Below are 18,255 nucleotides of genomic sequence, written 5' to 3' on the forward strand. Positions count from 1 at the left end.
GGTCTTCTTCTAATTGATAAGTTGGATGATTGCGTTACGTAATGCAGATTGAGCCTGCTTTTTACCGGTATATTGGCTATTTGCACTGATGTCAGCCCAGCTCTGATTTTGTAATATTTTTTGTATTGTAAGCCTTTGCTCGGGTTTAGCTAGTGGTGAAAGGTCACAATGAATAATAAACTCAATTAATGCATGCTCTGCAAATTCATAGGGTAAGTTGCCTTCGCAGTAACTTGTTATTAATGGAGAATGGATTAATTTTTTGGGGTGTTCAGCTAATACTGCTAATACCAAGTCTGTTTCAAGCTGCGCAAGATGACGCGGAATTTGGCTTACTAGTTGCGATTGGAACTGTGCTTGTAATAAATGGTGCAAGGCTTTACCACGTTTTGATATTGGTAAGTTGACAATAAAAGAGTGAGTACCACTGCTTTTGTCTTTGCTATTGCCTATTTTTAAGATACTGAACCCTTGGCTTTGCCAAAACGTTAATAACTCAGTATTAGCGCCAAAGGAAGCACAAAGGTGCTCGAAGTCATTGTCGTTTGCCCAATCGAACATTTGCTTGATCAATTCCTTGCCTAATCCTTGCTGTTGTATGGCGGGATGGGTAGCAATGCGTTGAATACGTGCATATTTGTGAGTAGCTGCCTCTTCATTGGCGCAATGAAAGGTCAGTGATTGCGCCACTAAATGACCTTTGAGGCGACGCTTTCCCTGTGCAATTTGACGTGCAAGATCATCATCAAAGTCACCTTCATGATTAACTAATGCGACAGCCAATATCTGTTTATTTTGCGTTAACGTTAAAACTGAAAGGTGCTTGTCGTTTAGAAGCCTTTCTAAATCACTTGGTTTAGTTTGATAGTGAGCAGTAACTAAAAGTGAAAATAGTTCAGTTAATAGAGCATGATTTTCACTGAGCTGTAATGCAGTGATGCTATTAAATTGAATCGGTTGCGAACAGTCAAAATGTGGCGTGGTCTGTTTGCTTTGGCTGATGCAAAGGTTATTAAGCGTGAATTGTTCAACAGGATCATTCTTTGACCAGCGGATAGGTTGCTCTAAATGCAGTGAGCGAGCCTGAGGTGCTAATGTTTGCAAGCGTTGTTGAAAACGTAAGGCAAAACCTCTTCCTGAACCCTCATAACCATGTTGGGTTGTTGCAAAAACTAATCGTGAGTATTGCAGGGTGATAGCTTCTAACATAGGGACCGGTATTGCAGCCGCTTCATCAACAATCAATAGATCACAATTGGGTTTTTCATTCAGTAGTTGATCTGGTGCTATAAAACCAATCTGTTTAGATTCTCCCGCATGTTTAAAAAGTGTAAGTGTTGCATTTTTGTTATGGGCACATATTAAAATATGGGTTAGGCCCGCCTCAACGAGTTGTTTGGCTGCGATACCTAGGGCCGCTGATTTACCACGACCGCGATTAGCGGTCAGTACCAATGGTCGACGTCGATGACCCGTAACGGTTTTAATAATCGCTTCAACTGCCTGTTGTTGTTCATGCAAAATTAATGCTGGCGGTGAGGGCAGTGTGGTGGTTGGTAACGCCAACTCTTCTTGGCTCTGAATCAAAGTCGGGAATGAACCCTGATCTAGTTGTTGATCGACGTAACGATAAAAGTGATCTTGGCTGTTAATGTGAAATGGTGAGATTAACAGTAAAAGACCTCCACCTCTCAAGGTACCTTCACTGGCCGCAAAAAGGTTCGCATCGAAGTGTTGATGTGCATTGATAATCAAAAGCGACGTTTCTTGCCCGAGAATCTGCTTATATAAGGTAGAAGTGATCTTTTCTGGGCTATCTCCGAGCCAAAAGTAGGGACGAGCATGCTGATTAATGATTTTAATACATTGTTGATAGCACCATGATAATTCGCCTTTAAAGCGAATAAGTTGGCGATGATTGCGATGATGACTGTCTGACACTGGCGATCCTTTTACTAACTTAAGCGCAGTAGTTTAACAGAAGATCTTTCTGTTTGCTTTTTAAACAAATCACTAATAAAAGCTTGCCATGCATCACTATTCCTGTATGATGCCCCCACTTGCTTATGTAGCAGGCGGGCAACAGGCCCATAACCTTACTGTTTATTAGTGTTTGGTTATCAAAAAGCTTCCGATTGGGAAGCAACTAAGTTTGAATATGCACTTGAGATCTATCTTGGATAGGTTGTCAGGTGTTTATTTGTATGTCGTATTTTTAACTATTGGAGTTTTGGTCCATGCAGAACCAAAGAATCCGTATTCGCCTTAAAGCTTTTGATCATAAACTGATCGATCAATCAACGGCGGAAATCGTTGAAACTGCAAAGCGCACAGGTGCTCAGGTACGTGGTCCTATCCCACTACCAACTCGTAAAGAGCGTTTCACAATACTAGTATCACCGCATGTAAATAAAGATGCGCGTGACCAGTACGAGATCCGCACTCACAAGCGCTTGATTGATATCGTAGAACCAACTGAAAAGACTGTTGACGCACTAATGAAGCTAGATCTAGCTGCTGGCGTTGATGTTCAAATCAGCTTGGGTTAGAAAGGGAGTTACAACAATGACAATCGGTCTAGTAGGTCGTAAAATTGGTATGACTCGCATCTTCACTGAAGATGGTGTTTCTATCCCAGTTACAGTTCTTGAATGTACACCTAACCGCGTTACTCAAGTTAAAACACTTGATACAGATGGCTACCAAGCTATCCAAGTAACAGCTGGCACTAAGAAAGCTAGCCGTGTAACTAAGCCAGAAGCTGGTCACTTTGCGAAAGCAGGTGTTGAAGCGGGCCGTGGTCTTTGGGAATTCCGTCTCGAAGAAAACGAAGGTGCAGATATCGTAGTTGGCGCAGAGCTAAGTGTTGAGCTTTTCAATGATATTACGAAAGTAGATGTAACAGGTCAGTCAAAAGGTAAAGGTTTCCAAGGCGGTATTAAGCGTTGGAACTTCTCTATGCAAGACGCAACTCACGGTAACTCACTATCACATCGTTCTAACGGTTCGATTGGTATGTGTCAAACTCCTGGTCGTGTTTTCAAGGGCAAAAAAATGTCTGGTCACATGGGTGCTGAGCGTGTAACGACTCAGAATCTTGATGTTGTTCGCATTGACGTTGAACGCAACTTACTGCTAATTAAAGGTGCAGTACCTGGTGCGAAAAACGGCGACGTGTTCATTAAACCTGCTGTTAAAGCATAACCAAGGAATTAGTAATGGAATTGGTATTGAAAGATGCACAAAGTGCACTTGAAGTTTCTGACGCTACCTTTGGACGCGAATTCAACGAGGCCCTAGTACATCAGGTAGTCGTTGCGTATGCAGCTGGCGCTCGTCAAGGAACTCGTGCTCAAAAGACTCGTTCTGATGTTCGCGGTGGTGGTAAGAAGCCATGGCGTCAAAAAGGAACTGGCCGAGCTCGTGCTGGTACTATCCGTAGCCCTATCTGGGTTGGTGGTGGTGTTACTTTTGCTGCGCGTCCACAGGACCACAGCCAAAAAGTAAACAAAAAAATGTACCGTGGCGCAGTGAGAAGCATTCTGTCTGAATTAGTTCGTCAGGATCGTCTAATCGTTGTAGAAAACTTCAGCGTTGAAGCTCCTAAAACAAAAGAGCTAAAAGCTAAGTTAAACGAAATGGAGCTGAAAGACGTTCTAATCATTACTGAAGAATTAGATGAGAATCTATTCTTAGCAGCACGTAACCTATACAAAGTAGACGTTCGTGATGTACAAGGTATTGATCCAGTAAGTCTTATCGCTTTTGATAAAGTAGTGGTAACTGCAGCTGCAGTTAAAAAGATTGAGGAGAGCTTAGCATGATTAGTGAAGCACGCTTATTACAAGTGATCCTAGCCCCACATATCTCTGAAAAGGGTACTTTATCTGCTGAAAACCATAACACAATGGTATTCAAAGTTGCAGGTACTGCAACTAAAGCAGAAATTAAAGCAGCAGTTCAGAAACTATTTGAAGTTGAAGTGACTGGTGTTCGCACACTAAACGTGAAGGGTAAAACCAAGCGTACAGGTCAACGTATGGGTCGCCGTAGCGACTGGAAAAAAGCATACGTTACTCTGGCTGAAGGTGCAGACATCGATTTCGCTGGCGCTGAGTAGAGGAATTATTTAATGGCTATTGTAAAATGTAAACCTACCTCGCCAGGTCGTCGCCACGTTGTTAAAGTGGTAAATAACGAACTGCACAAAGGTAAGCCATACGCACCACTTTTAGAGTCTAAATCTAAATCTGGTGGTCGTAATAATGGCGGTCGTATTACGGTTCGTCATATCGGTGGTGGTCACAAACAACACTATCGTTTAATCGACTTTAAGCGTAATAAAGACGGTATCCCAGCAAAAGTTGAGCGTTTGGAATATGATCCAAACCGTAGTGCAAACATTGCACTAGTACTTTACGCTGACGGTGAGCGTCGCTACATCTTAGCTCCTAAAGGGCTAACTGCTGGTGATGTGATCCAATCTGGTGACGATTCGCCTATCAAAGTGGGTAACACTTTGCCAATGCGTAACATCCCAGTAGGTACAACAGTACACGCTGTAGAAATGAAACCTGCTAAAGGTGCACAAATTGCACGTTCAGCTGGTGCATACAGCCAAATCGTAGCTCGTGATGGCGCTTATGTAACTCTACGTTTACGTAGTGGTGAAATGCGTAAAATCTCTACTGAGTGTCGTGCAACAATCGGTGAAGTTGGTAATGCAGAACATATGCTACGCCAATTAGGTAAAGCTGGTGCTACGCGTTGGCGTGGTGTTCGTCCTACCGTTCGTGGTGTTGTAATGAACCCGGTTGATCACCCACATGGTGGTGGTGAAGGTAAAACAAGTGGTGGTCGTCATCCTGTTTCTCCTTGGGGTATGCCAACTAAAGGCTACAAAACTCGTAAGAACAAACGTACTGATCAGTACATTGTTCGTCGTCGTAATAAGAAATAAGCAGAGGTATCGCCATGCCACGTTCTCTCAAGAAGGGTCCCTTCATTGACCTACACTTGCTGAAGAAGGTAGAGAAAGCGATGGAAAGCGGAGAGAAAAAACCAATTAAGACTTGGTCTCGCCGTTCAATGATCATTCCAGATATGATTGGTCTAACCATCGCTGTCCATAACGGGCGTCAACACGTGCCAGTATTTGTAACCGACGAAATGGTCGGCCAAAAACTGGGTGAATTTGCACCAACTCGTACTTACCGTGGCCATGTCGCGGATAAGAAAGCGAAGAAATAGAGGTCATTATGGAAGCTTTAGCTAAACATTTATTCGCTCGTTCTTCAGCTCAGAAAGCGCGTTTGGTGGCAGATCAAGTACGTGGTCTTCCAGTAGAAAAAGCACTAGAACTTTTATCATACAGCCCTAAGAAAGCAGCTGTATTAGTGAAAAAAGTTGTAGATTCTGCAATTGCAAACGCTGAGCATAATGAAGGCGCTGATGTTGATGAGCTAGTTATCACAAAAATTTGTGTTGATGAAGGTCCAACAATGAAGCGCATCATGCCGCGTGCGAAAGGCCGTGCCGATCGCATCATGAAGCGTTCTTGCCATATCACAGTAGTGGTATCAGACAGGGGTTAAACAATGGGACAGAAAGTTCATCCTAACGGTATTCGCCTAGGTATCACTAAAGCATTTAGCTCTACTTGGTATGCAGGCACAAAAGATTTTGCAGATAACTTATTTAGTGATCACGAAATCCGTAAATTTTTAACAGAGAAATTGAAAAACGCTTCTTTGTCTAAAATTACCATCGAACGTCCAGCGAAAAGCGTACGTGTGACTATTCACACAGCTCGTCCTGGTGTTGTAATTGGTAAGAAAGGCGAAGACGTTGAGAAGCTACGCACAGCTATTGCTAAAATGGCAGGTGTTCCAGCTCAAATCAATATCTCAGAAGTTCGTAAACCTGAACTTGACGCAAAACTAGTAGCAGATTCTATCTCTTCTCAGTTAGAACGTCGTGTAATGTTCCGTCGTGCTATGAAGCGTGCGGTTCAAAATGCTATGCGTCTTGGCGCTAAAGGTATTAAAGTTCAAGTTAGTGGACGTTTAGGTGGTGCAGAAATCGCACGTGCTGAATGGTATCGTGAAGGTCGTGTACCTCTACATACTCTTCGTGCAGATATCGATTACTCAACATCTGAAGCGTTAACTGTTTACGGTATCATCGGCGTTAAAGTTTGGATCTTTAAAGGTGAAGTTCTAGGTGGTTTACCACTACAACAAGAACAACAACCTTCTAAACCAAAACGCAAAGGTCGCAAGTAGGAGTAATATCTAATGATGCAACCAAAACGTATGAAATTCCGCAAAATGTTCAAAGGCCGCAACCGTGGTCTTTCGAAAGGCGCGGAAGTAAGCTTTGGCGAATTTGGTCTTAAAGCAGTCGGCCGTGGTCGAATCACTGCTCGCCAAATTGAAGCTGCACGTCGAGCAATGACTCGTCATGTAAAACGTCAAGGTAAAATCTGGATCCGAGTATTTCCTGATAAACCGATTACAGGCAAGCCGTTAGAAGTTCGTCAAGGTAAAGGTAAAGGTAATGTTGAGTACTACGTTGCTCAAACTCAGCCAGGTAAAGTTCTTTATGAAATGGAAGGTGTTCCTGAAGCATTAGCACGTGAAGCATTTGCTTTAGCTGCTGCTAAACTTCCAATAGCAACAACTTTTGTAACTCGTAAGGTGATGTAATGAAAGCTAACGAACTTAAAGATAAAAGTGTTGAAGAGCTGAATGCTGAACTTCTAAACTTATTACGTGAGCAATTTAACTTACGTATGCAGTTAAACACTGGTCAGTTAGAAAAGCCGCACTCAATTAAACAAGTGCGTCGTGACATTGCCCGTGTTAAGACAGTATTAAATCAGAAGGCAGGTGCGTAATGAGCGAATCTAATACTCGTACTCTTCAAGGTAAAGTAATCAGTGCAAAGATGGATAAATCTATCGTTGTAGCCGTTGAACGTAAAGTGAAGCATCCGTTATACGGTAAATTCATGAAGCGTACTACTAAGCTACATGCACATGATGAAACAAACCAATGTAATGAAGGCGATGTTGTGCTAGTAAGCGAATGTCGTCCTCTATCTAAGACTAAGTCTTGGACATTGGATTCAATCGTAACTAAAGCTTAATTTAATATTTTTTATTAGATTTAAACCTAGTTACATATGTATAAACGGCGCTCTTTTATGAGTGCCGTTTTTTTGGACTATCTTTCTCTAAAAGTTGGTGGTATATTACCGCACCCTAAAGATATGGGTAAGCAACTCGAGAGAGTTTAGTTAATAAGATAAATAGCGGAGCACTGTAATGATCCAGATGCAAAGTGTGCTTGATGTTGCCGATAATTCCGGCGCTCGACGCGTAATGTGTATTAAGGTCCTTGGTGGCTCGCATCGCCGTTATGCAGCAATCGGTGACATTATCAAAGTTTCTGTAAAAGAAGCTATTCCTCGCGGTAAAGTGAAGAAAGGTGATGTTCATTCAGCTGTGGTTGTGCGTACCAGAAAAGGTGTACGTCGTCCCGATGGTTCTGTAATTCGTTTTGACCGCAACGCTGCGGTTATGTTGAATGCAAGCAACCAGCCAATCGGTACACGTATCTTTGGCCCTGTAACCCGTGAACTTCGTAATGATAATTTTATGAAGATTGTTTCACTGGCGCCAGAAGTACTGTAAGGAATCGAAATGGCAGCAAAATTAAAGCGTGACGATGAAGTAATTGTTATTGCCGGTAAAGATAAAGGTAAAACTGGAAAAATTTCTACAGTTTTAGCGAACGGTAAAGTAATTATTGAAGGTGTAAACACTGTTAAGAAACACCAAAAGCCAAACCCACAAGCGGGCGTAACTGGCGGTATTATTGAACAGGAAGCACCAATCGAAGTATCAAATGTTGCGATCCTTAACTCGGAAACGGGTAAAGCGGATCGTGTTGGATTTAGACTTGAAGACGGCAAAAAAGTACGTTTTTTCAAATCTAATAATGAACTTGTGAAGTAACTGGAGTTTACGATGGCGAAACTGCATAATTTCTATAAAGACAACGTGGTGTCTGATTTGCAAAAGCAATTCGGCTACACGTCTGTTATGCAAGTCCCTCGAATAGAGAAAATCACCCTTAACATGGGTGTTGGTGAAGCACTGGCTGATAAAAAAGTCCTAGAGCACGCAGCGTCAGATATGGCTGCAATCTCAGGTCAAAAGCCAATGATCACTAAAGCACGCCGCTCTGTGGCAGGCTTCAAAATTCGTGAAGGCTACCCGATTGGTTGTAAAGTAACACTACGTGGTGCACGTATGTGGGATTTCTTTGAGCGTTTGGTAACAATCGCTATCCCGCGTGTACGTGATTTCCGTGGCTTAAATTCGAAAGCATTCGATGGCCGTGGTAACTACTCTATGGGTGTTCGTGAGCAAATCATTTTCCCTGAAATTGATTACGATAAAGTTGATAAGATTCGTGGTTTAGATATCACAATCACTACATCAGCTAAGACTGACGAAGAAGGACGTGCTCTACTGACTGCGTTTAACTTCCCATTCCGTAAGTAAGGTGTAAATAATGGCTAAACAATCAATGAAAGCGCGTGAAGTAAAACGTGCGAAGCTTGTTACTAAGTACGCTGAAAAACGCGCTAACTTAAAAGCAATTATTAGTGGTGTTAACTCTAGCGATGAAGATCGTTGGAATGCAGTACTAGCGCTTCAAACGCTACCTCGTGATTCAAGCTCTGCACGTCAACGTAACCGTTGTAACGTGACAGGTCGTCCACATGGTTATCTTCGTAAATTTGGCATGAGCCGTATTAAGGTTCGTGAGCATATGATGCGCGGAGAAATCCCTGGCCTTAAGAAAGCCAGCTGGTAATCAATTAAATCACGGAGTAAATAGTTATGAGCATGCAAGATCCTATTTCGGATATGCTTACGCGTATTCGTAACGGTCAAGCAGCAAGCAAAGTATCTGTAAAAATGCCTTCTTCTAAGCAAAAAGTTGCAATTGCAACTGTGCTTAAAGCTGAAGGTTATATCTCAGATTTCTCTGTTGCTGGTGACACAAAGCCTGAACTAGAAGTTACTTTAAAGTACTTCGAAGGCAAAAAAGTTATCGATACCCTAAAACGAGTTTCTCGTCCAGGCCTACGTATCTACAAAGGTGCGTCTGACTTACCAAAAGTTATGGCTGGTTTAGGTATAGCGATTGTTTCAACTTCTCAAGGTGTAATGACTGACCGTGCAGCGCGTAAAGCGTCTATCGGTGGTGAAATCATCTGTTACGTATCATAAGGAGTAGTCTATGTCTCGTATAGCTAAGGCACCGATTACTGTTCCTGCTGGCGTAGAAGTTAAAGTAAACGGTCAAGAAGTTACTGTTAAAGGTAACAAAGGCGAATTAGTTCGTACTCTTAATGATGCTGTTGTTGTTAAGCTAGAAGAAGGTGTTGTTTCATTCGCACCAGCTGAAGGCTTCAAAGACGGTTGGGCACAAGCAGGTACTGCACGTGCTAACGTTAACAACATGGTTGTAGGTGTAGCTGATGGCTTCAAGAAGACACTTCTTCTTCAAGGTGTTGGTTACCGTGCACAAGTTAAAGGTCAAGATGTAAACCTAACTTTAGGTTTCTCTCACCCTGTTGTTTACACTCTTCCAAAAAGCGTAACTGCGACGGCGCCAAGCCAAACAGAAATCGTTCTTGAAGGTGCTGATAAACAAGAGATTGGCCAAGTAGCTGCTGAGATTCGTGCATTCCGTCCACCAGAGCCTTATAAAGGTAAAGGTGTTCGTTACGCTGATGAAAACGTGCGTCGTAAAGAAGCGAAGAAAAAGTAAGGTAAGAACATGGATAAGAAATCATCTCGTCTTCGTCGTGCTACTCGCACACGTAAGAAGTTACAAGAGCTTGGTGCTACTCGTCTAGTGATCAACCGTACACCTCGCCATACTTACGCGCAGGTAATTACAGCTGACGCATTAGTCGTAGCAAGCGCTTCTACTTTAGAAAAAGAAGTGCGCGCTCAAGTGAGCAACGGTGGTAACAAAGAAGCAGCTCAACTAATTGGTAAATTAGTTGCAGAACGCGCGGTAGAGAAAGGTATTACTAAAATCTCTTTCGACCGTAGCGGTTTCCAGTACCACGGCCGTGTAGCAGCATTAGCTGAAGCAGCTCGTGAAGCTGGTCTTCAGTTCTAAGGGTAAAGATTATGTCTAAAGTAGAATCTCAAGCCGGTGATCTGAACGAAAAGCTAATCGCAGTGAACCGTGTTTCAAAAGTAGTTAAAGGTGGTCGTATCTTTAGCTTCACAGCACTAACAGTAGTTGGTGATGGTAGTGGCCGTGTTGGTTTCGGTTATGGTAAAGCACGTGAAGTTCCAGCAGCTATTCAAAAAGCTATGGAAAAAGCACGTCGCAATATCAGCGAAATCCAACTTAAAGGTAACACTCTGCAACATCCGATCAAGGGTCGTCACTCTGGATCTAAAGTGTACATGCAACCAGCATCTGAAGGTACTGGTATCATCGCAGGTGGTGCAATGCGTGCCGTATTAGAAGTTGTTGGCGTACAAAACGTACTTGCTAAAGCTTACGGCTCAACTAACCCAATTAACGTAGTTCGCGCTACGCTTGATGCACTAGAGAGCATGAATTCTCCAGAGCAGATTGCAGCTAAGCGTGGCCTAAGTGTTAATGAATTACTGGGGTAATTAAGCATGGCTACTAAAACAATTAAAGTAACTCAAACCAAAAGTGCAATTGGCCGTTTACCAAAGCACCGTGCAACATTAACAGGTCTAGGCCTGCGTCGCATCGGTCACACAGTAGAGTTGGAAGATACTCCATGTGTTCGTGGTATGGTTAATAAAGTTTACTACATGGTTAAGGTTGAGGGGTAATTATGAAATTAAATACTCTATCTCCAGCAGCTGGTTCGAAGCCTGTTGCTAAACGTGTTGGTCGTGGTATCGGCTCTGGATTAGGCAAAACTTGTGGCCGTGGTCATAAAGGTTTGAAATCTCGTTCAGGCGGTAAAGTACGTCCAGGTTTTGAAGGCGGTCAAATGCCTCTTAAACAACGTTTACCAAAATTCGGTTTTACATCTCGTAAGTCTCTAGTTAGCGGTGAAGTTCGTTTAAACGAAATTGCTAAAGTAGATGGCGATGTTGTAACAATTGAAACGTTGAAGCAGGCTGGTCTACTTGTAAACACTATTAAGTTTGCAAAAGTAGTTCTTTCTGGTGAGATCTCTCGTTCAGTTACAGTTAAGGGTCTTCGTGTAACGAAGGGTGCTCGTGCTGCAATTGAAGCTGCGGGCGGAAAAATCGAGGAATAATAGGAATGGCTAAGAAACCAGGGTTAGACCCTAAAGCAGTTCAGGGCAGTAATTTAAGCGAGCTTAAAACAAGACTATTGTTTGTTTTAGGCGCTATATTAGTGTTCCGCATGGGCTCTTTTGTTCCGATCCCTGGTATTGACGCCGCTGTCCTAGCTGATCTATTTAATCAGCAGAAGGGTACCATCATTGAGATGTTTAACATGTTCTCTGGTGGTGCACTTGAACGTGCATCTATATTTGCGCTGGGTATTATGCCGTATATTTCGGCTTCTATTATTATCCAGTTGATGACTGTTGTTCATCCTCCTTTAGCTGAGCTAAAGAAAGAAGGTGAGTCAGGTCGTCGTAAAATAAATCAATATACACGTTACGGTACTTTGGTTTTAGGTACATTCCAAGCAATTGGTATTGCAACCGGTTTGCCAACGATGATGCCAGGTCTGGTTGAAAATCCAGGCATGGCATTTTATATCACGGCAGTTGTAAGTTTAGTGACAGGAACAATGTTCCTTATGTGGCTAGGTGAGCAAATTACTGAACGCGGTATCGGTAATGGTATCTCTATCATTATCTTTGTAGGTATTATTGCTGGATTGCCAAGTGCAATCGGGCAAACAGCTGAGCAAGCACGTCAAGGTGAGATTCACCTTCTTGTGTTATTAGCATTAATTGTTATCGTTTTTGCAACAACTGCTTTTGTAGTTTTTGTAGAGCGTGGTCAACGTCGAATCGTCGTTAACTATGCAAAACGCCAACAAGGCCGTAAGGTTTTTGCTGCGCAAAGCACTCACTTGCCATTAAAATTAAATATGGCTGGTGTTATTCCTGCAATTTTTGCCTCGAGTGTTATCTTATTTCCTGGTACAATCGCTGCTTGGTTTGGTCAGACTGAAGGTTTAGGTTGGTTATCTGACGTTTCTTTGGCATTACAGCCAGGGCAACCGTTGCATATGATGTTATATGCAGCTGCTATTATCTTCTTTTGCTTCTTTTATACAGCACTTACGTTTAATCCACGTGAAACAGCTGATAACTTGAAGAAAAGCGGTGCCTTTATTCCAGGTATACGTCCCGGAGAACAAACATCACGTTACATTGATAAAGTGATGACACGCCTAACACTAGCTGGCGCGTTATATATTACCTTTATCTGTTTGATTCCCGAGTTTATGATGGTTGCAATGAATACGCAGTTCTACTTTGGTGGTACTTCGTTATTAATTATTGTTGTTGTTATCATGGACTTTATGGCACAGGTGCAGACTCATTTGATGTCTAATCAATATGATTCTGTCTTGAAAAAAGCTAACTTAAAAGATTACGGCAAATAGCCAAATCTTGAAAAGTTATACTAACTACGGAGTGTTGCAATGAAAGTTCGTGCATCCGTTAAAAAAATCTGTCGTAACTGCAAAGTTATCAAGCGCAACGGTGTTGTGCGTGTTATCTGTGTAGAGCCAAAGCATAAACAACGCCAAGGCTAATCCAGATTTTGGATCAATTGCTTAGGTAGATTTCTACCTAAGCTTTATTTTGTTTGATAAATTATCATTTGTAGAGTATCCTACCGGGCTTTTCGCAAATGAACTGTTAACTTTTAAGGAGTGCATAGTGGCCCGTATCGCTGGCATTAACGTTCCTGATCATAAGCATGTTGTAGTTGCACTGACTGCAATCTTTGGTATTGGTAAAACAAGCGCACAAAAAATCTGTGCTGCTACTGGTTTTGCTGAATCAACTAAGCTAAAAGATCTGGAAGAATCACAAATCGAAGCTATTCGTACTGAAGTAGCTAATTTCACCGTTGAAGGTGATTTACGTCGTGAAGTATCTATGAACATCAAGCGTCTTATGGACCTTGGCTGTTACCGTGGTCTTCGTCATCGTCGCAGCTTGCCTGTACGTGGACAGCGTTCTAAAACGAATGCTCGTACTCGTAAAGGTCCGCGCAAAGCAATCAAGAAATAAGGGTAAGAGATAATGGCTAAGACTCCAACTCGTGCTCGCAAGCGCGTTAAAAAGCAAGTCGCTGATGGTATGGCTCATATCCATGCGTCTTTCAACAACACAATCGTAACTATTACAGACCGTCAAGGTAATGCTCTTTCTTGGGCTACTGCAGGTGGTTCTGGTTTCCGTGGTTCTCGTAAATCTACTCCGTTTGCTGCACAGGTTGCTGCTGAACGTGCTGCTGAAGCAGCGAAAGAGTACGGTCTTAAAAACGTAGAAGTTTTTGTAAATGGACCAGGACCTGGTCGTGAATCTTCGATTCGCGCACTAAACGCGGCGGGTTTCCGTGTAACTAATATTACTGACGTTACACCTATCCCACATAATGGTTGTCGTCCACCGAAGAAACGTCGCGTTTAATCGCAACTTTCTAAGGCAATTGGAGAAAGAACAATGGCAAGATATTTAGGTCCTAAGCTTAAGCTTAGCCGTCGCGAAGGCACAGATTTATTCCTTAAATCTGGTGTTCGTGCGATCGATTCTAAGTGTAAAATCGATAACGCACCTGGTGTACATGGTGCGCGTAAACCTCGTCTATCTGACTACGGTTTACAACTACGTGAAAAGCAAAAAGTTCGTCGTATGTACGGTGTACTAGAAAAGCAATTCCGTAACTACTACAAAGAAGCAGCTCGTTTACAGGGCAACACTGGTGAAAACTTACTTCAACTTCTTGAAGGCCGTTTAGACAATGTTGTTTACCGTATGGGTTTTGGTGCTACTCGCGCTGAAGCACGTCAATTAGTAAGCCACAAAGCGCTTATGGTTAACGGTACAGTTGTTAATATCCCTTCTTTCAATGTGAAAGCTGGCGATGTGATCTCAATTCGTGAAAAAGCTAAAAAGCAAGCACGTATTGGCGCTGCACTTGAGATTGCTGGTCAACGTGAAGCCCTTGGTTGGGTTGAAGTTGATACAACGAAGATGGAAGGCGAATTTAAACGTCAACCTGAACGTTCAGATTTATCTGCTGAGATTAACGAACAGTTAATCATCGAACTTTACTCTAAGTAAAGTTAACTGCTAAGAGAGGACACAAATGCAGGGTTCTGTAATTGATTTTCTAAAACCAAGATTAGTTGATATCGAACAAGTCAACGCAACTAGAGCTAAAGTGACTTTAGAGCCACTTGAGCGTGGTTTCGGCCACACACTAGGTAACGCACTTCGTCGTATCTTATTATCGTCTATGCCTGGCACAGCGGTAACTGAAGTTGAAATTGATGGTGTACAACATGAGTACAGCACCAAAGAAGGCGTGCAAGAGGATATCCTTGAGATTCTTCTTAACCTGAAAGGTCTAGCTGTTAAACTTGAAGGTAAAAACGAAGTTCTAGTTAGTTTAACTAAATCTGGCGCTGGTCCTGTTACTGCAGGCGACATCATCCATGATGGTGATGTAGAGATAGTCAACCCAGAACATGTGATCTGTCATTTAACGGGCAATGCTGAAATCAGCATGCGTATTAAAATTGAATCAGGTCGCGGTTATGTTCCAGCTTCATCACGTATCCATACTGAAGAAGATGAGCGTCCAATTGGTCGTCTACTAGTAGACGCGACATTCAGCCCTGTTGAGCGTATTGCTTACAATGTTGAATCTGCTCGTGTTGAACAGCGTACTGATTTAGACAAGCTTGTTATCGATATGGAAACAGATGGTACACTTGATCCGGAAGAAGCAATTCGTCGCGCAGCTACAATTTTAGCTGAGCAATTAGACGCATTTGTTGATTTACGTGAAGCAAGTACACCTGTTGTTGAAGACGACAAACCTGAGTTTGATCCGATTCTTTTGCGCCCAGTAGATGATTTAGAGTTAACTGTTCGTTCTGCTAACTGTTTGAAAGCAGAAACGATTCACTATATCGGTGATCTGGTACAACGTACGGAAGTTGAGCTTCTTAAAACACCTAACTTAGGTAAGAAGTCATTAACTGAGATCAAAGATGTTCTTGCTTCACGTGGACTATCTCTAGGTATGCGCCTAGAAAACTGGCCACCAGCAAGCCTAATCGAAGATTAATATACCAATCATCGAATAACGAATAATAAGGATTAAGTCATGCGTCATCGTCACAGTGGACGTCAACTTAACCGAAACAGCAGCCATCGTCAGGCTATGTTTCGCAATATGGCAAGTTCAATTGTTGAACATGAAGTAATTAAGACTACTTTACCTAAAGCAAAAGAACTTCGTCGTGTAGTTGAACCTTTAATTACACTAGCTAAAACGGATAGCGTTGCTAACCGTCGTTTAGCTTTTGCTCGCACGCGTGATAACGCGGTTGTAGCTAAACTATTTAATGAATTGGGTCCTCGTTACGAGGGTCGCCCTGGTGGTTACACACGTATCATTAAATGTGGTTTCCGTACTGGTGATAAAGCTCCTATGGCTTACATCGAGTTCGTTGACCGTCCAGTAGTAGCTGACGAAGAAGCGTAAGCTTTCTTTTAAGTTGCAATAAAAAGCCGAACTTAAGTTCGGCTTTTTTGTTTCTATAGTTTGTTGTTTCTCTTATTCATACTGTTTTAGCCGAGTCTCTACTGTTGTAGCGATAAGTTTAGACATCTCTTCAAAACAGACCTTACGCACACTATTATTTCTACATACTAAGCCAATAGTTCGGCTGGGAATTGGTTGTTGGAACGGAATATACTTTATGCCAGCTTGATTTCTATTAGTTGGAATCGCTAACTGTGGTAATAACGTCAGGCCGTTATCGGCGCTTATCATATGGCGTAATGTTTCCAGACTAGTTGCTTTAAAACTATTATCTTCAATTGCACCTGCTGCAAAACAAAAGCCCATTGCTTGATCGCGTAAACAATGACCATCTTCAAGCATTAATAGGTGCTCTCCTGAAAGCTGTTCAATGTCTACATTAACTTTATCAGCCCAAGGGTGCGCTTCTGAAAGGGCTAGCTCTAAAGGTTCGTGATAAAGTGTGTACTGTTGTAAGGCTTCCATGCCCGGTAATAGTGCTAACATCAAGCAATCCAGCTCACCCTCTTCAAGTTGCTTGATTAAAACATCAGTCTGATTTTCATGAAGATACAGCTCTAAATCTGGAAAGTGCTTCTTCATGGCGGGAATGATTAAGGGCAGTAAGTAAGGAGCTACAGTTGGAATTAAGCCAATATGTAATGTGCCTTGCATCGGCTCGTTATGACTCTTTGCTATCTCTTTTAATGACTTCGCTTCTAACAGAATTGTTTTGGCTTTGCTGACGATATCTAGCCCAGCTTGAGTAAAAATAACCTTACGTGATGATCTTTCCATTAATTGCACATTAAGCTCATCTTCTAATTTTCTAATTTGACCACTTAATGTTGGCTGGCTGACAAAACATTTTTCAGCCGCCTTGCGAAAATGTTTTAACTCTTCAAGTGCAATTAAATACTCTAAATCTCTAAAATTCATTTTATCTCTTCCATATTAATTACTCTGGCATAGGTTTTGCTTTATAGGCATTGTAACAACAATTTTTTGGCAAGGAGCTTATTATGATGCAATTATTTCAACGTGTAAAAGATCAGCAAGGCATCACGCTGACGATGGCTTGGATGTGTATTGCCTGTGCGACACTGCTTATTGTGCCTGTGTCAGTTGTTCAATTATCACCGATTTCAGAGCTGTCAGAAAACTATATGCCTTATATTGTTATTTTAGCCTTAGTAACAGGCTCATTTCTAATTACACGTGTCATTATTTGGTTATTTAGCCACTTTAAACAAGAGTATAGTAAACGTAGCCAAGCAGCATGCCGTAACATGATGATTAGACGCCTTGATTTTGAAGAGAAAGCAGTACTCCGTGAGTTTATTATTCAACGTAAAAATGTATTAGCGTTACCAATGCGTGAACTAGCAGTGAGTAATCTTTTACAGTCAGGGGTTTTAGTACCTGCCTATGAAACACAAGAGATCAAAGGAAGCGCACGTATTATCAAGTTATCAATTGCGGTTGATGCGCGTGAACAGTTAACGCATAAAGTACTTGGATTGCCTGTCGGAAAATTGACAGAAGAGGAAGCTAATCAGTTAAAGGCTGCACGTCCTGATTATGCGCGTAGTAATTACATTGCCTTACGTGACTAATGACACCTGGTAAACTCATTAATGAAAGAGGCGCTATGCCTCTTTTCTTTTCTCCCTTATAATAGCTGTTTATAGATTTTACTTGAGAGTTATTATGTCACCTGAACGCTTTGCTCGCATCACTAGCATGCTTAATCGTCGCCAACCTGAACTGACTTTACTTTTAGAGCGTGTTCATAAACCCCATAATTTAGCCGCAATTGTGCGTACTGCTGATGCTGTTGGCGTCAGTGATGTACATGCGACTTGGGAAGACAAAGCGATGCGCCTTGCTGGAAACAAAAGTGCAACGGGCAGTCAAAATTGGGTGAATGTCCACTCTCATGATACTACAGCTGAAGCGATTCAAGCCTTACGTGATCAAGGTATGCAGATTATTGCAACGAACCTTTCAGAGTCTGCGATTGATTTCCGTGAGGTAGATTACACTAAGCCAACCGCAGTTTTATTAGGTCAAGAGAAGCACGGTATCAGTAAAGAAGCGTTAGCACTTGCAGATCAAGATGTCATTATTCCGATGGTAGGTATGTGTCAGTCACTTAATGTTTCTGTCGCTTCTGCACTCATTTTATATGAAGCACAACGCCAACGTGAACAAGCGGGTATGTATAATGGTGAATGTCGTTTAGCCGCAGATGAGTCACACCGTATTCTATTTGAAGGTGGTCATCCGATTTTTACCAAATTGTGCAAACAGAAAAACCTACCTTACCCGCCACTTGATGAAGAGGGACAAATACAAGCCTCTGATGATTGGTGGGAAGCGATTCGTAGTAGTAAAAAATAGGGGAA

32 protein-coding genes are annotated in these 18,255 nt (G+C 42.1%); 30 read left to right on the plus strand and 2 right to left on the minus strand.

Translation table 11 applies throughout. The features are described 5' to 3' along the window. Positions 1-9 precede the first annotated feature (9 nt). Positions 10-1,941 carry a GNAT family N-acetyltransferase gene (locus CW745_RS13235; protein ID WP_101109170.1) on the minus strand — a complete coding sequence of 644 codons (1,932 nt, stop codon included), beginning with the start codon at positions 1,939-1,941 and terminating at the stop codon, positions 10-12. A 296-nt stretch (positions 1,942-2,237) separates the two neighbouring features. Here CW745_RS13235 and rpsJ point away from each other — a divergent pair, with 296 nt between their 5' ends. The 28 genes from rpsJ (at position 2,238) to rplQ (ending at position 15,808) form a co-directional block, all read left to right on the plus strand. Beyond that, positions 2,238-2,549: a 30S ribosomal protein S10 gene (gene rpsJ / locus CW745_RS13240; protein ID WP_011771756.1), complete on the plus strand. Its 312-nt coding sequence runs from the start codon at positions 2,238-2,240 to the stop codon at positions 2,547-2,549. Between the two features lie 16 nt (positions 2,550-2,565). Then, positions 2,566-3,204, plus strand: coding sequence for a 50S ribosomal protein L3 (gene rplC, locus CW745_RS13245; protein ID WP_101109171.1), 639 nt, complete (start codon positions 2,566-2,568; stop codon positions 3,202-3,204). Between the two features lie 14 nt (positions 3,205-3,218). Beyond that, positions 3,219-3,824 carry a 50S ribosomal protein L4 gene (gene rplD, locus CW745_RS13250; RefSeq protein WP_101109172.1) on the plus strand — a complete coding sequence of 202 codons (606 nt, stop codon included), beginning with the start codon at positions 3,219-3,221 and terminating at the stop codon, positions 3,822-3,824. After that, positions 3,821-4,120 carry a 50S ribosomal protein L23 gene (gene rplW, locus CW745_RS13255; protein ID WP_101109173.1) on the plus strand — a complete coding sequence of 100 codons (300 nt, stop codon included), beginning with the start codon at positions 3,821-3,823 and terminating at the stop codon, positions 4,118-4,120. The genes rplD and rplW overlap by 4 nt, the downstream gene beginning before the upstream one ends. Positions 4,121-4,132: 12 nt before the next feature. Next, on the plus strand, positions 4,133-4,960 hold the full coding sequence (rplB, locus tag CW745_RS13260) for a 50S ribosomal protein L2 (protein WP_101109174.1): 828 nt from the start codon (positions 4,133-4,135) through the stop codon (positions 4,958-4,960). A 14-nt stretch (positions 4,961-4,974) separates the two neighbouring features. Further along, positions 4,975-5,250: a 30S ribosomal protein S19 gene (gene rpsS / locus CW745_RS13265; protein ID WP_101080515.1), complete on the plus strand. Its 276-nt coding sequence runs from the start codon at positions 4,975-4,977 to the stop codon at positions 5,248-5,250. Between the two features lie 8 nt (positions 5,251-5,258). Continuing rightward, entirely contained in the window at positions 5,259-5,594 is a 336-nt protein-coding gene (gene rplV, locus CW745_RS13270) for a 50S ribosomal protein L22 (RefSeq protein ID WP_101109175.1), read from the plus strand. A 3-nt stretch (positions 5,595-5,597) separates the two neighbouring features. After that, a complete protein-coding gene (gene rpsC, locus CW745_RS13275; protein ID WP_101109176.1) occupies positions 5,598-6,284 on the plus strand; it encodes a 30S ribosomal protein S3 in 687 nt (228 codons plus the stop codon). A 12-nt stretch (positions 6,285-6,296) separates the two neighbouring features. After that, positions 6,297-6,707: a 50S ribosomal protein L16 gene (gene rplP, locus CW745_RS13280; protein ID WP_022940334.1), complete on the plus strand. Its 411-nt coding sequence runs from the start codon at positions 6,297-6,299 to the stop codon at positions 6,705-6,707. Then, complete coding sequence (gene rpmC / locus CW745_RS13285; protein ID WP_101109177.1) at positions 6,707-6,898, plus strand: 50S ribosomal protein L29; 192 nt, start codon at positions 6,707-6,709, stop codon at positions 6,896-6,898. The genes rplP and rpmC overlap by 1 nt, the downstream gene beginning before the upstream one ends. After that, positions 6,898-7,149 (plus strand): 30S ribosomal protein S17, encoded by a 252-nt coding sequence (gene rpsQ / locus CW745_RS13290; RefSeq protein WP_101109178.1) that lies wholly within the window; start codon positions 6,898-6,900, stop codon positions 7,147-7,149. The genes rpmC and rpsQ overlap by 1 nt, the downstream gene beginning before the upstream one ends. Positions 7,150-7,327: 178 nt before the next feature. Continuing rightward, positions 7,328-7,696: a 50S ribosomal protein L14 gene (rplN, locus tag CW745_RS13295; protein ID WP_101109179.1), complete on the plus strand. Its 369-nt coding sequence runs from the start codon at positions 7,328-7,330 to the stop codon at positions 7,694-7,696. 9 nt (positions 7,697-7,705) lie between these two features. Next, positions 7,706-8,020 (plus strand): 50S ribosomal protein L24, encoded by a 315-nt coding sequence (rplX, locus tag CW745_RS13300; RefSeq protein ID WP_101109180.1) that lies wholly within the window; start codon positions 7,706-7,708, stop codon positions 8,018-8,020. 12 nt (positions 8,021-8,032) lie between these two features. Continuing rightward, a complete protein-coding gene (gene rplE / locus CW745_RS13305; RefSeq protein WP_101109181.1) occupies positions 8,033-8,572 on the plus strand; it encodes a 50S ribosomal protein L5 in 540 nt (179 codons plus the stop codon). 10 nt (positions 8,573-8,582) lie between these two features. Further along, positions 8,583-8,888 carry a 30S ribosomal protein S14 gene (gene rpsN, locus CW745_RS13310; protein ID WP_101109182.1) on the plus strand — a complete coding sequence of 102 codons (306 nt, stop codon included), beginning with the start codon at positions 8,583-8,585 and terminating at the stop codon, positions 8,886-8,888. A gap of 26 nt (positions 8,889-8,914) precedes the next feature. Then, positions 8,915-9,307, plus strand: coding sequence for a 30S ribosomal protein S8 (gene rpsH, locus CW745_RS13315; protein WP_101109183.1), 393 nt, complete (start codon positions 8,915-8,917; stop codon positions 9,305-9,307). A 10-nt stretch (positions 9,308-9,317) separates the two neighbouring features. Next, complete coding sequence (gene rplF / locus CW745_RS13320; RefSeq protein ID WP_101109184.1) at positions 9,318-9,851, plus strand: 50S ribosomal protein L6; 534 nt, start codon at positions 9,318-9,320, stop codon at positions 9,849-9,851. 9 nt (positions 9,852-9,860) lie between these two features. Beyond that, entirely contained in the window at positions 9,861-10,211 is a 351-nt protein-coding gene (gene rplR / locus CW745_RS13325; protein WP_101109185.1) for a 50S ribosomal protein L18, read from the plus strand. 11 nt (positions 10,212-10,222) lie between these two features. Next, positions 10,223-10,723 (plus strand): 30S ribosomal protein S5, encoded by a 501-nt coding sequence (rpsE, locus tag CW745_RS13330; protein WP_101109186.1) that lies wholly within the window; start codon positions 10,223-10,225, stop codon positions 10,721-10,723. A 6-nt stretch (positions 10,724-10,729) separates the two neighbouring features. Beyond that, on the plus strand, positions 10,730-10,912 hold the full coding sequence (gene rpmD, locus CW745_RS13335) for a 50S ribosomal protein L30 (RefSeq protein ID WP_101109187.1): 183 nt from the start codon (positions 10,730-10,732) through the stop codon (positions 10,910-10,912). 2 nt (positions 10,913-10,914) lie between these two features. Continuing rightward, positions 10,915-11,349: a 50S ribosomal protein L15 gene (gene rplO, locus CW745_RS13340; protein WP_101109188.1), complete on the plus strand. Its 435-nt coding sequence runs from the start codon at positions 10,915-10,917 to the stop codon at positions 11,347-11,349. 5 nt (positions 11,350-11,354) lie between these two features. Next, on the plus strand, positions 11,355-12,683 hold the full coding sequence (gene secY, locus CW745_RS13345; protein WP_101109189.1) for a preprotein translocase subunit SecY: 1,329 nt from the start codon (positions 11,355-11,357) through the stop codon (positions 12,681-12,683). A gap of 39 nt (positions 12,684-12,722) precedes the next feature. Beyond that, a complete protein-coding gene (gene rpmJ, locus CW745_RS13350) occupies positions 12,723-12,836 on the plus strand; it encodes a 50S ribosomal protein L36 (RefSeq protein ID WP_005417265.1) in 114 nt (37 codons plus the stop codon). Positions 12,837-12,963: 127 nt separating this feature from the next. Further along, positions 12,964-13,320, plus strand: a complete 357-nt coding sequence (rpsM, locus tag CW745_RS13355) for a 30S ribosomal protein S13 (RefSeq protein ID WP_101109190.1) — start codon at positions 12,964-12,966, stop codon at positions 13,318-13,320. Positions 13,321-13,332: 12 nt separating this feature from the next. Further along, positions 13,333-13,722: a 30S ribosomal protein S11 gene (rpsK, locus tag CW745_RS13360; protein WP_019613697.1), complete on the plus strand. Its 390-nt coding sequence runs from the start codon at positions 13,333-13,335 to the stop codon at positions 13,720-13,722. Between the two features lie 33 nt (positions 13,723-13,755). Next, entirely contained in the window at positions 13,756-14,376 is a 621-nt protein-coding gene (gene rpsD, locus CW745_RS13365; protein WP_101109191.1) for a 30S ribosomal protein S4, read from the plus strand. Between the two features lie 25 nt (positions 14,377-14,401). Next, entirely contained in the window at positions 14,402-15,388 is a 987-nt protein-coding gene (gene rpoA, locus CW745_RS13370; protein ID WP_101109192.1) for a DNA-directed RNA polymerase subunit alpha, read from the plus strand. 39 nt (positions 15,389-15,427) lie between these two features. Further along, a complete protein-coding gene (rplQ, locus tag CW745_RS13375; protein WP_101109193.1) occupies positions 15,428-15,808 on the plus strand; it encodes a 50S ribosomal protein L17 in 381 nt (126 codons plus the stop codon). Between the two features lie 72 nt (positions 15,809-15,880). Here rplQ and oxyR read toward each other — a convergent pair whose 3' ends face one another. Next, positions 15,881-16,786, minus strand: a complete 906-nt coding sequence (oxyR, locus tag CW745_RS13380; RefSeq protein WP_101109194.1) for a DNA-binding transcriptional regulator OxyR — start codon at positions 16,784-16,786, stop codon at positions 15,881-15,883. An 83-nt stretch (positions 16,787-16,869) separates the two neighbouring features. Between oxyR and CW745_RS13385 the strand changes: the two genes are divergently transcribed. Together CW745_RS13385 and trmH are read left to right on the plus strand one after the other, a co-directional pair. Then, positions 16,870-17,463: a superinfection exclusion B family protein gene (locus tag CW745_RS13385; RefSeq protein ID WP_101109195.1), complete on the plus strand. Its 594-nt coding sequence runs from the start codon at positions 16,870-16,872 to the stop codon at positions 17,461-17,463. 94 nt (positions 17,464-17,557) lie between these two features. Then, positions 17,558-18,250: a tRNA (guanosine(18)-2'-O)-methyltransferase TrmH gene (gene trmH, locus CW745_RS13390; protein ID WP_101109196.1), complete on the plus strand. Its 693-nt coding sequence runs from the start codon at positions 17,558-17,560 to the stop codon at positions 18,248-18,250. Positions 18,251-18,255: the final 5 nt, after the last annotated feature.

The organism is Psychromonas sp. psych-6C06, assembly GCF_002835465.1.
Taxonomy (GTDB): Bacteria; Pseudomonadota; Gammaproteobacteria; order Enterobacterales; family Psychromonadaceae; genus Psychromonas.

Bases quoted from the DNA above. Each gene is read 5' to 3' on its own strand.
- rpsJ (WP_011771756.1), top strand. From the start codon at position 2,238: ATGCAGAACCAAAGAATCCGTATTCGCCTTAAAGCTTTTGATCATAAA.
- rplC (WP_101109171.1), top strand. From the start codon at position 2,566: ATGACAATCGGTCTAGTAGGTCGTAAAATTGGTATGACTCGCATCTTC.
- rplD (WP_101109172.1), top strand. From the start codon at position 3,219: ATGGAATTGGTATTGAAAGATGCACAAAGTGCACTTGAAGTTTCTGAC.
- rplW (WP_101109173.1), top strand. From the start codon at position 3,821: ATGATTAGTGAAGCACGCTTATTACAAGTGATCCTAGCCCCACATATC.
- rplB (WP_101109174.1), top strand. From the start codon at position 4,133: ATGGCTATTGTAAAATGTAAACCTACCTCGCCAGGTCGTCGCCACGTT.
- rpsS (WP_101080515.1), top strand. From the start codon at position 4,975: ATGCCACGTTCTCTCAAGAAGGGTCCCTTCATTGACCTACACTTGCTG.
- rplV (WP_101109175.1), top strand. From the start codon at position 5,259: ATGGAAGCTTTAGCTAAACATTTATTCGCTCGTTCTTCAGCTCAGAAA.
- rpsC (WP_101109176.1), top strand. From the start codon at position 5,598: ATGGGACAGAAAGTTCATCCTAACGGTATTCGCCTAGGTATCACTAAA.
- rplP (WP_022940334.1), top strand. From the start codon at position 6,297: ATGATGCAACCAAAACGTATGAAATTCCGCAAAATGTTCAAAGGCCGC.
- rpmC (WP_101109177.1), top strand. From the start codon at position 6,707: ATGAAAGCTAACGAACTTAAAGATAAAAGTGTTGAAGAGCTGAATGCT.
- rpsQ (WP_101109178.1), top strand. From the start codon at position 6,898: ATGAGCGAATCTAATACTCGTACTCTTCAAGGTAAAGTAATCAGTGCA.
- rplN (WP_101109179.1), top strand. From the start codon at position 7,328: ATGATCCAGATGCAAAGTGTGCTTGATGTTGCCGATAATTCCGGCGCT.
- rplX (WP_101109180.1), top strand. From the start codon at position 7,706: ATGGCAGCAAAATTAAAGCGTGACGATGAAGTAATTGTTATTGCCGGT.
- rplE (WP_101109181.1), top strand. From the start codon at position 8,033: ATGGCGAAACTGCATAATTTCTATAAAGACAACGTGGTGTCTGATTTG.
- rpsN (WP_101109182.1), top strand. From the start codon at position 8,583: ATGGCTAAACAATCAATGAAAGCGCGTGAAGTAAAACGTGCGAAGCTT.
- rpsH (WP_101109183.1), top strand. From the start codon at position 8,915: ATGAGCATGCAAGATCCTATTTCGGATATGCTTACGCGTATTCGTAAC.
- rplF (WP_101109184.1), top strand. From the start codon at position 9,318: ATGTCTCGTATAGCTAAGGCACCGATTACTGTTCCTGCTGGCGTAGAA.
- rplR (WP_101109185.1), top strand. From the start codon at position 9,861: ATGGATAAGAAATCATCTCGTCTTCGTCGTGCTACTCGCACACGTAAG.
- rpsE (WP_101109186.1), top strand. From the start codon at position 10,223: ATGTCTAAAGTAGAATCTCAAGCCGGTGATCTGAACGAAAAGCTAATC.
- rpmD (WP_101109187.1), top strand. From the start codon at position 10,730: ATGGCTACTAAAACAATTAAAGTAACTCAAACCAAAAGTGCAATTGGC.
- rplO (WP_101109188.1), top strand. From the start codon at position 10,915: ATGAAATTAAATACTCTATCTCCAGCAGCTGGTTCGAAGCCTGTTGCT.
- secY (WP_101109189.1), top strand. From the start codon at position 11,355: ATGGCTAAGAAACCAGGGTTAGACCCTAAAGCAGTTCAGGGCAGTAAT.
- rpmJ (WP_005417265.1), top strand. From the start codon at position 12,723: ATGAAAGTTCGTGCATCCGTTAAAAAAATCTGTCGTAACTGCAAAGTT.
- rpsK (WP_019613697.1), top strand. From the start codon at position 13,333: ATGGCTAAGACTCCAACTCGTGCTCGCAAGCGCGTTAAAAAGCAAGTC.
- rpsD (WP_101109191.1), top strand. From the start codon at position 13,756: ATGGCAAGATATTTAGGTCCTAAGCTTAAGCTTAGCCGTCGCGAAGGC.
- rpoA (WP_101109192.1), top strand. From the start codon at position 14,402: ATGCAGGGTTCTGTAATTGATTTTCTAAAACCAAGATTAGTTGATATC.
- rplQ (WP_101109193.1), top strand. From the start codon at position 15,428: ATGCGTCATCGTCACAGTGGACGTCAACTTAACCGAAACAGCAGCCAT.
- oxyR (WP_101109194.1), bottom strand. From the start codon at position 16,786: ATGAATTTTAGAGATTTAGAGTATTTAATTGCACTTGAAGAGTTAAAA.
- CW745_RS13385 (WP_101109195.1), top strand. From the start codon at position 16,870: ATGATGCAATTATTTCAACGTGTAAAAGATCAGCAAGGCATCACGCTG.
- trmH (WP_101109196.1), top strand. From the start codon at position 17,558: ATGTCACCTGAACGCTTTGCTCGCATCACTAGCATGCTTAATCGTCGC.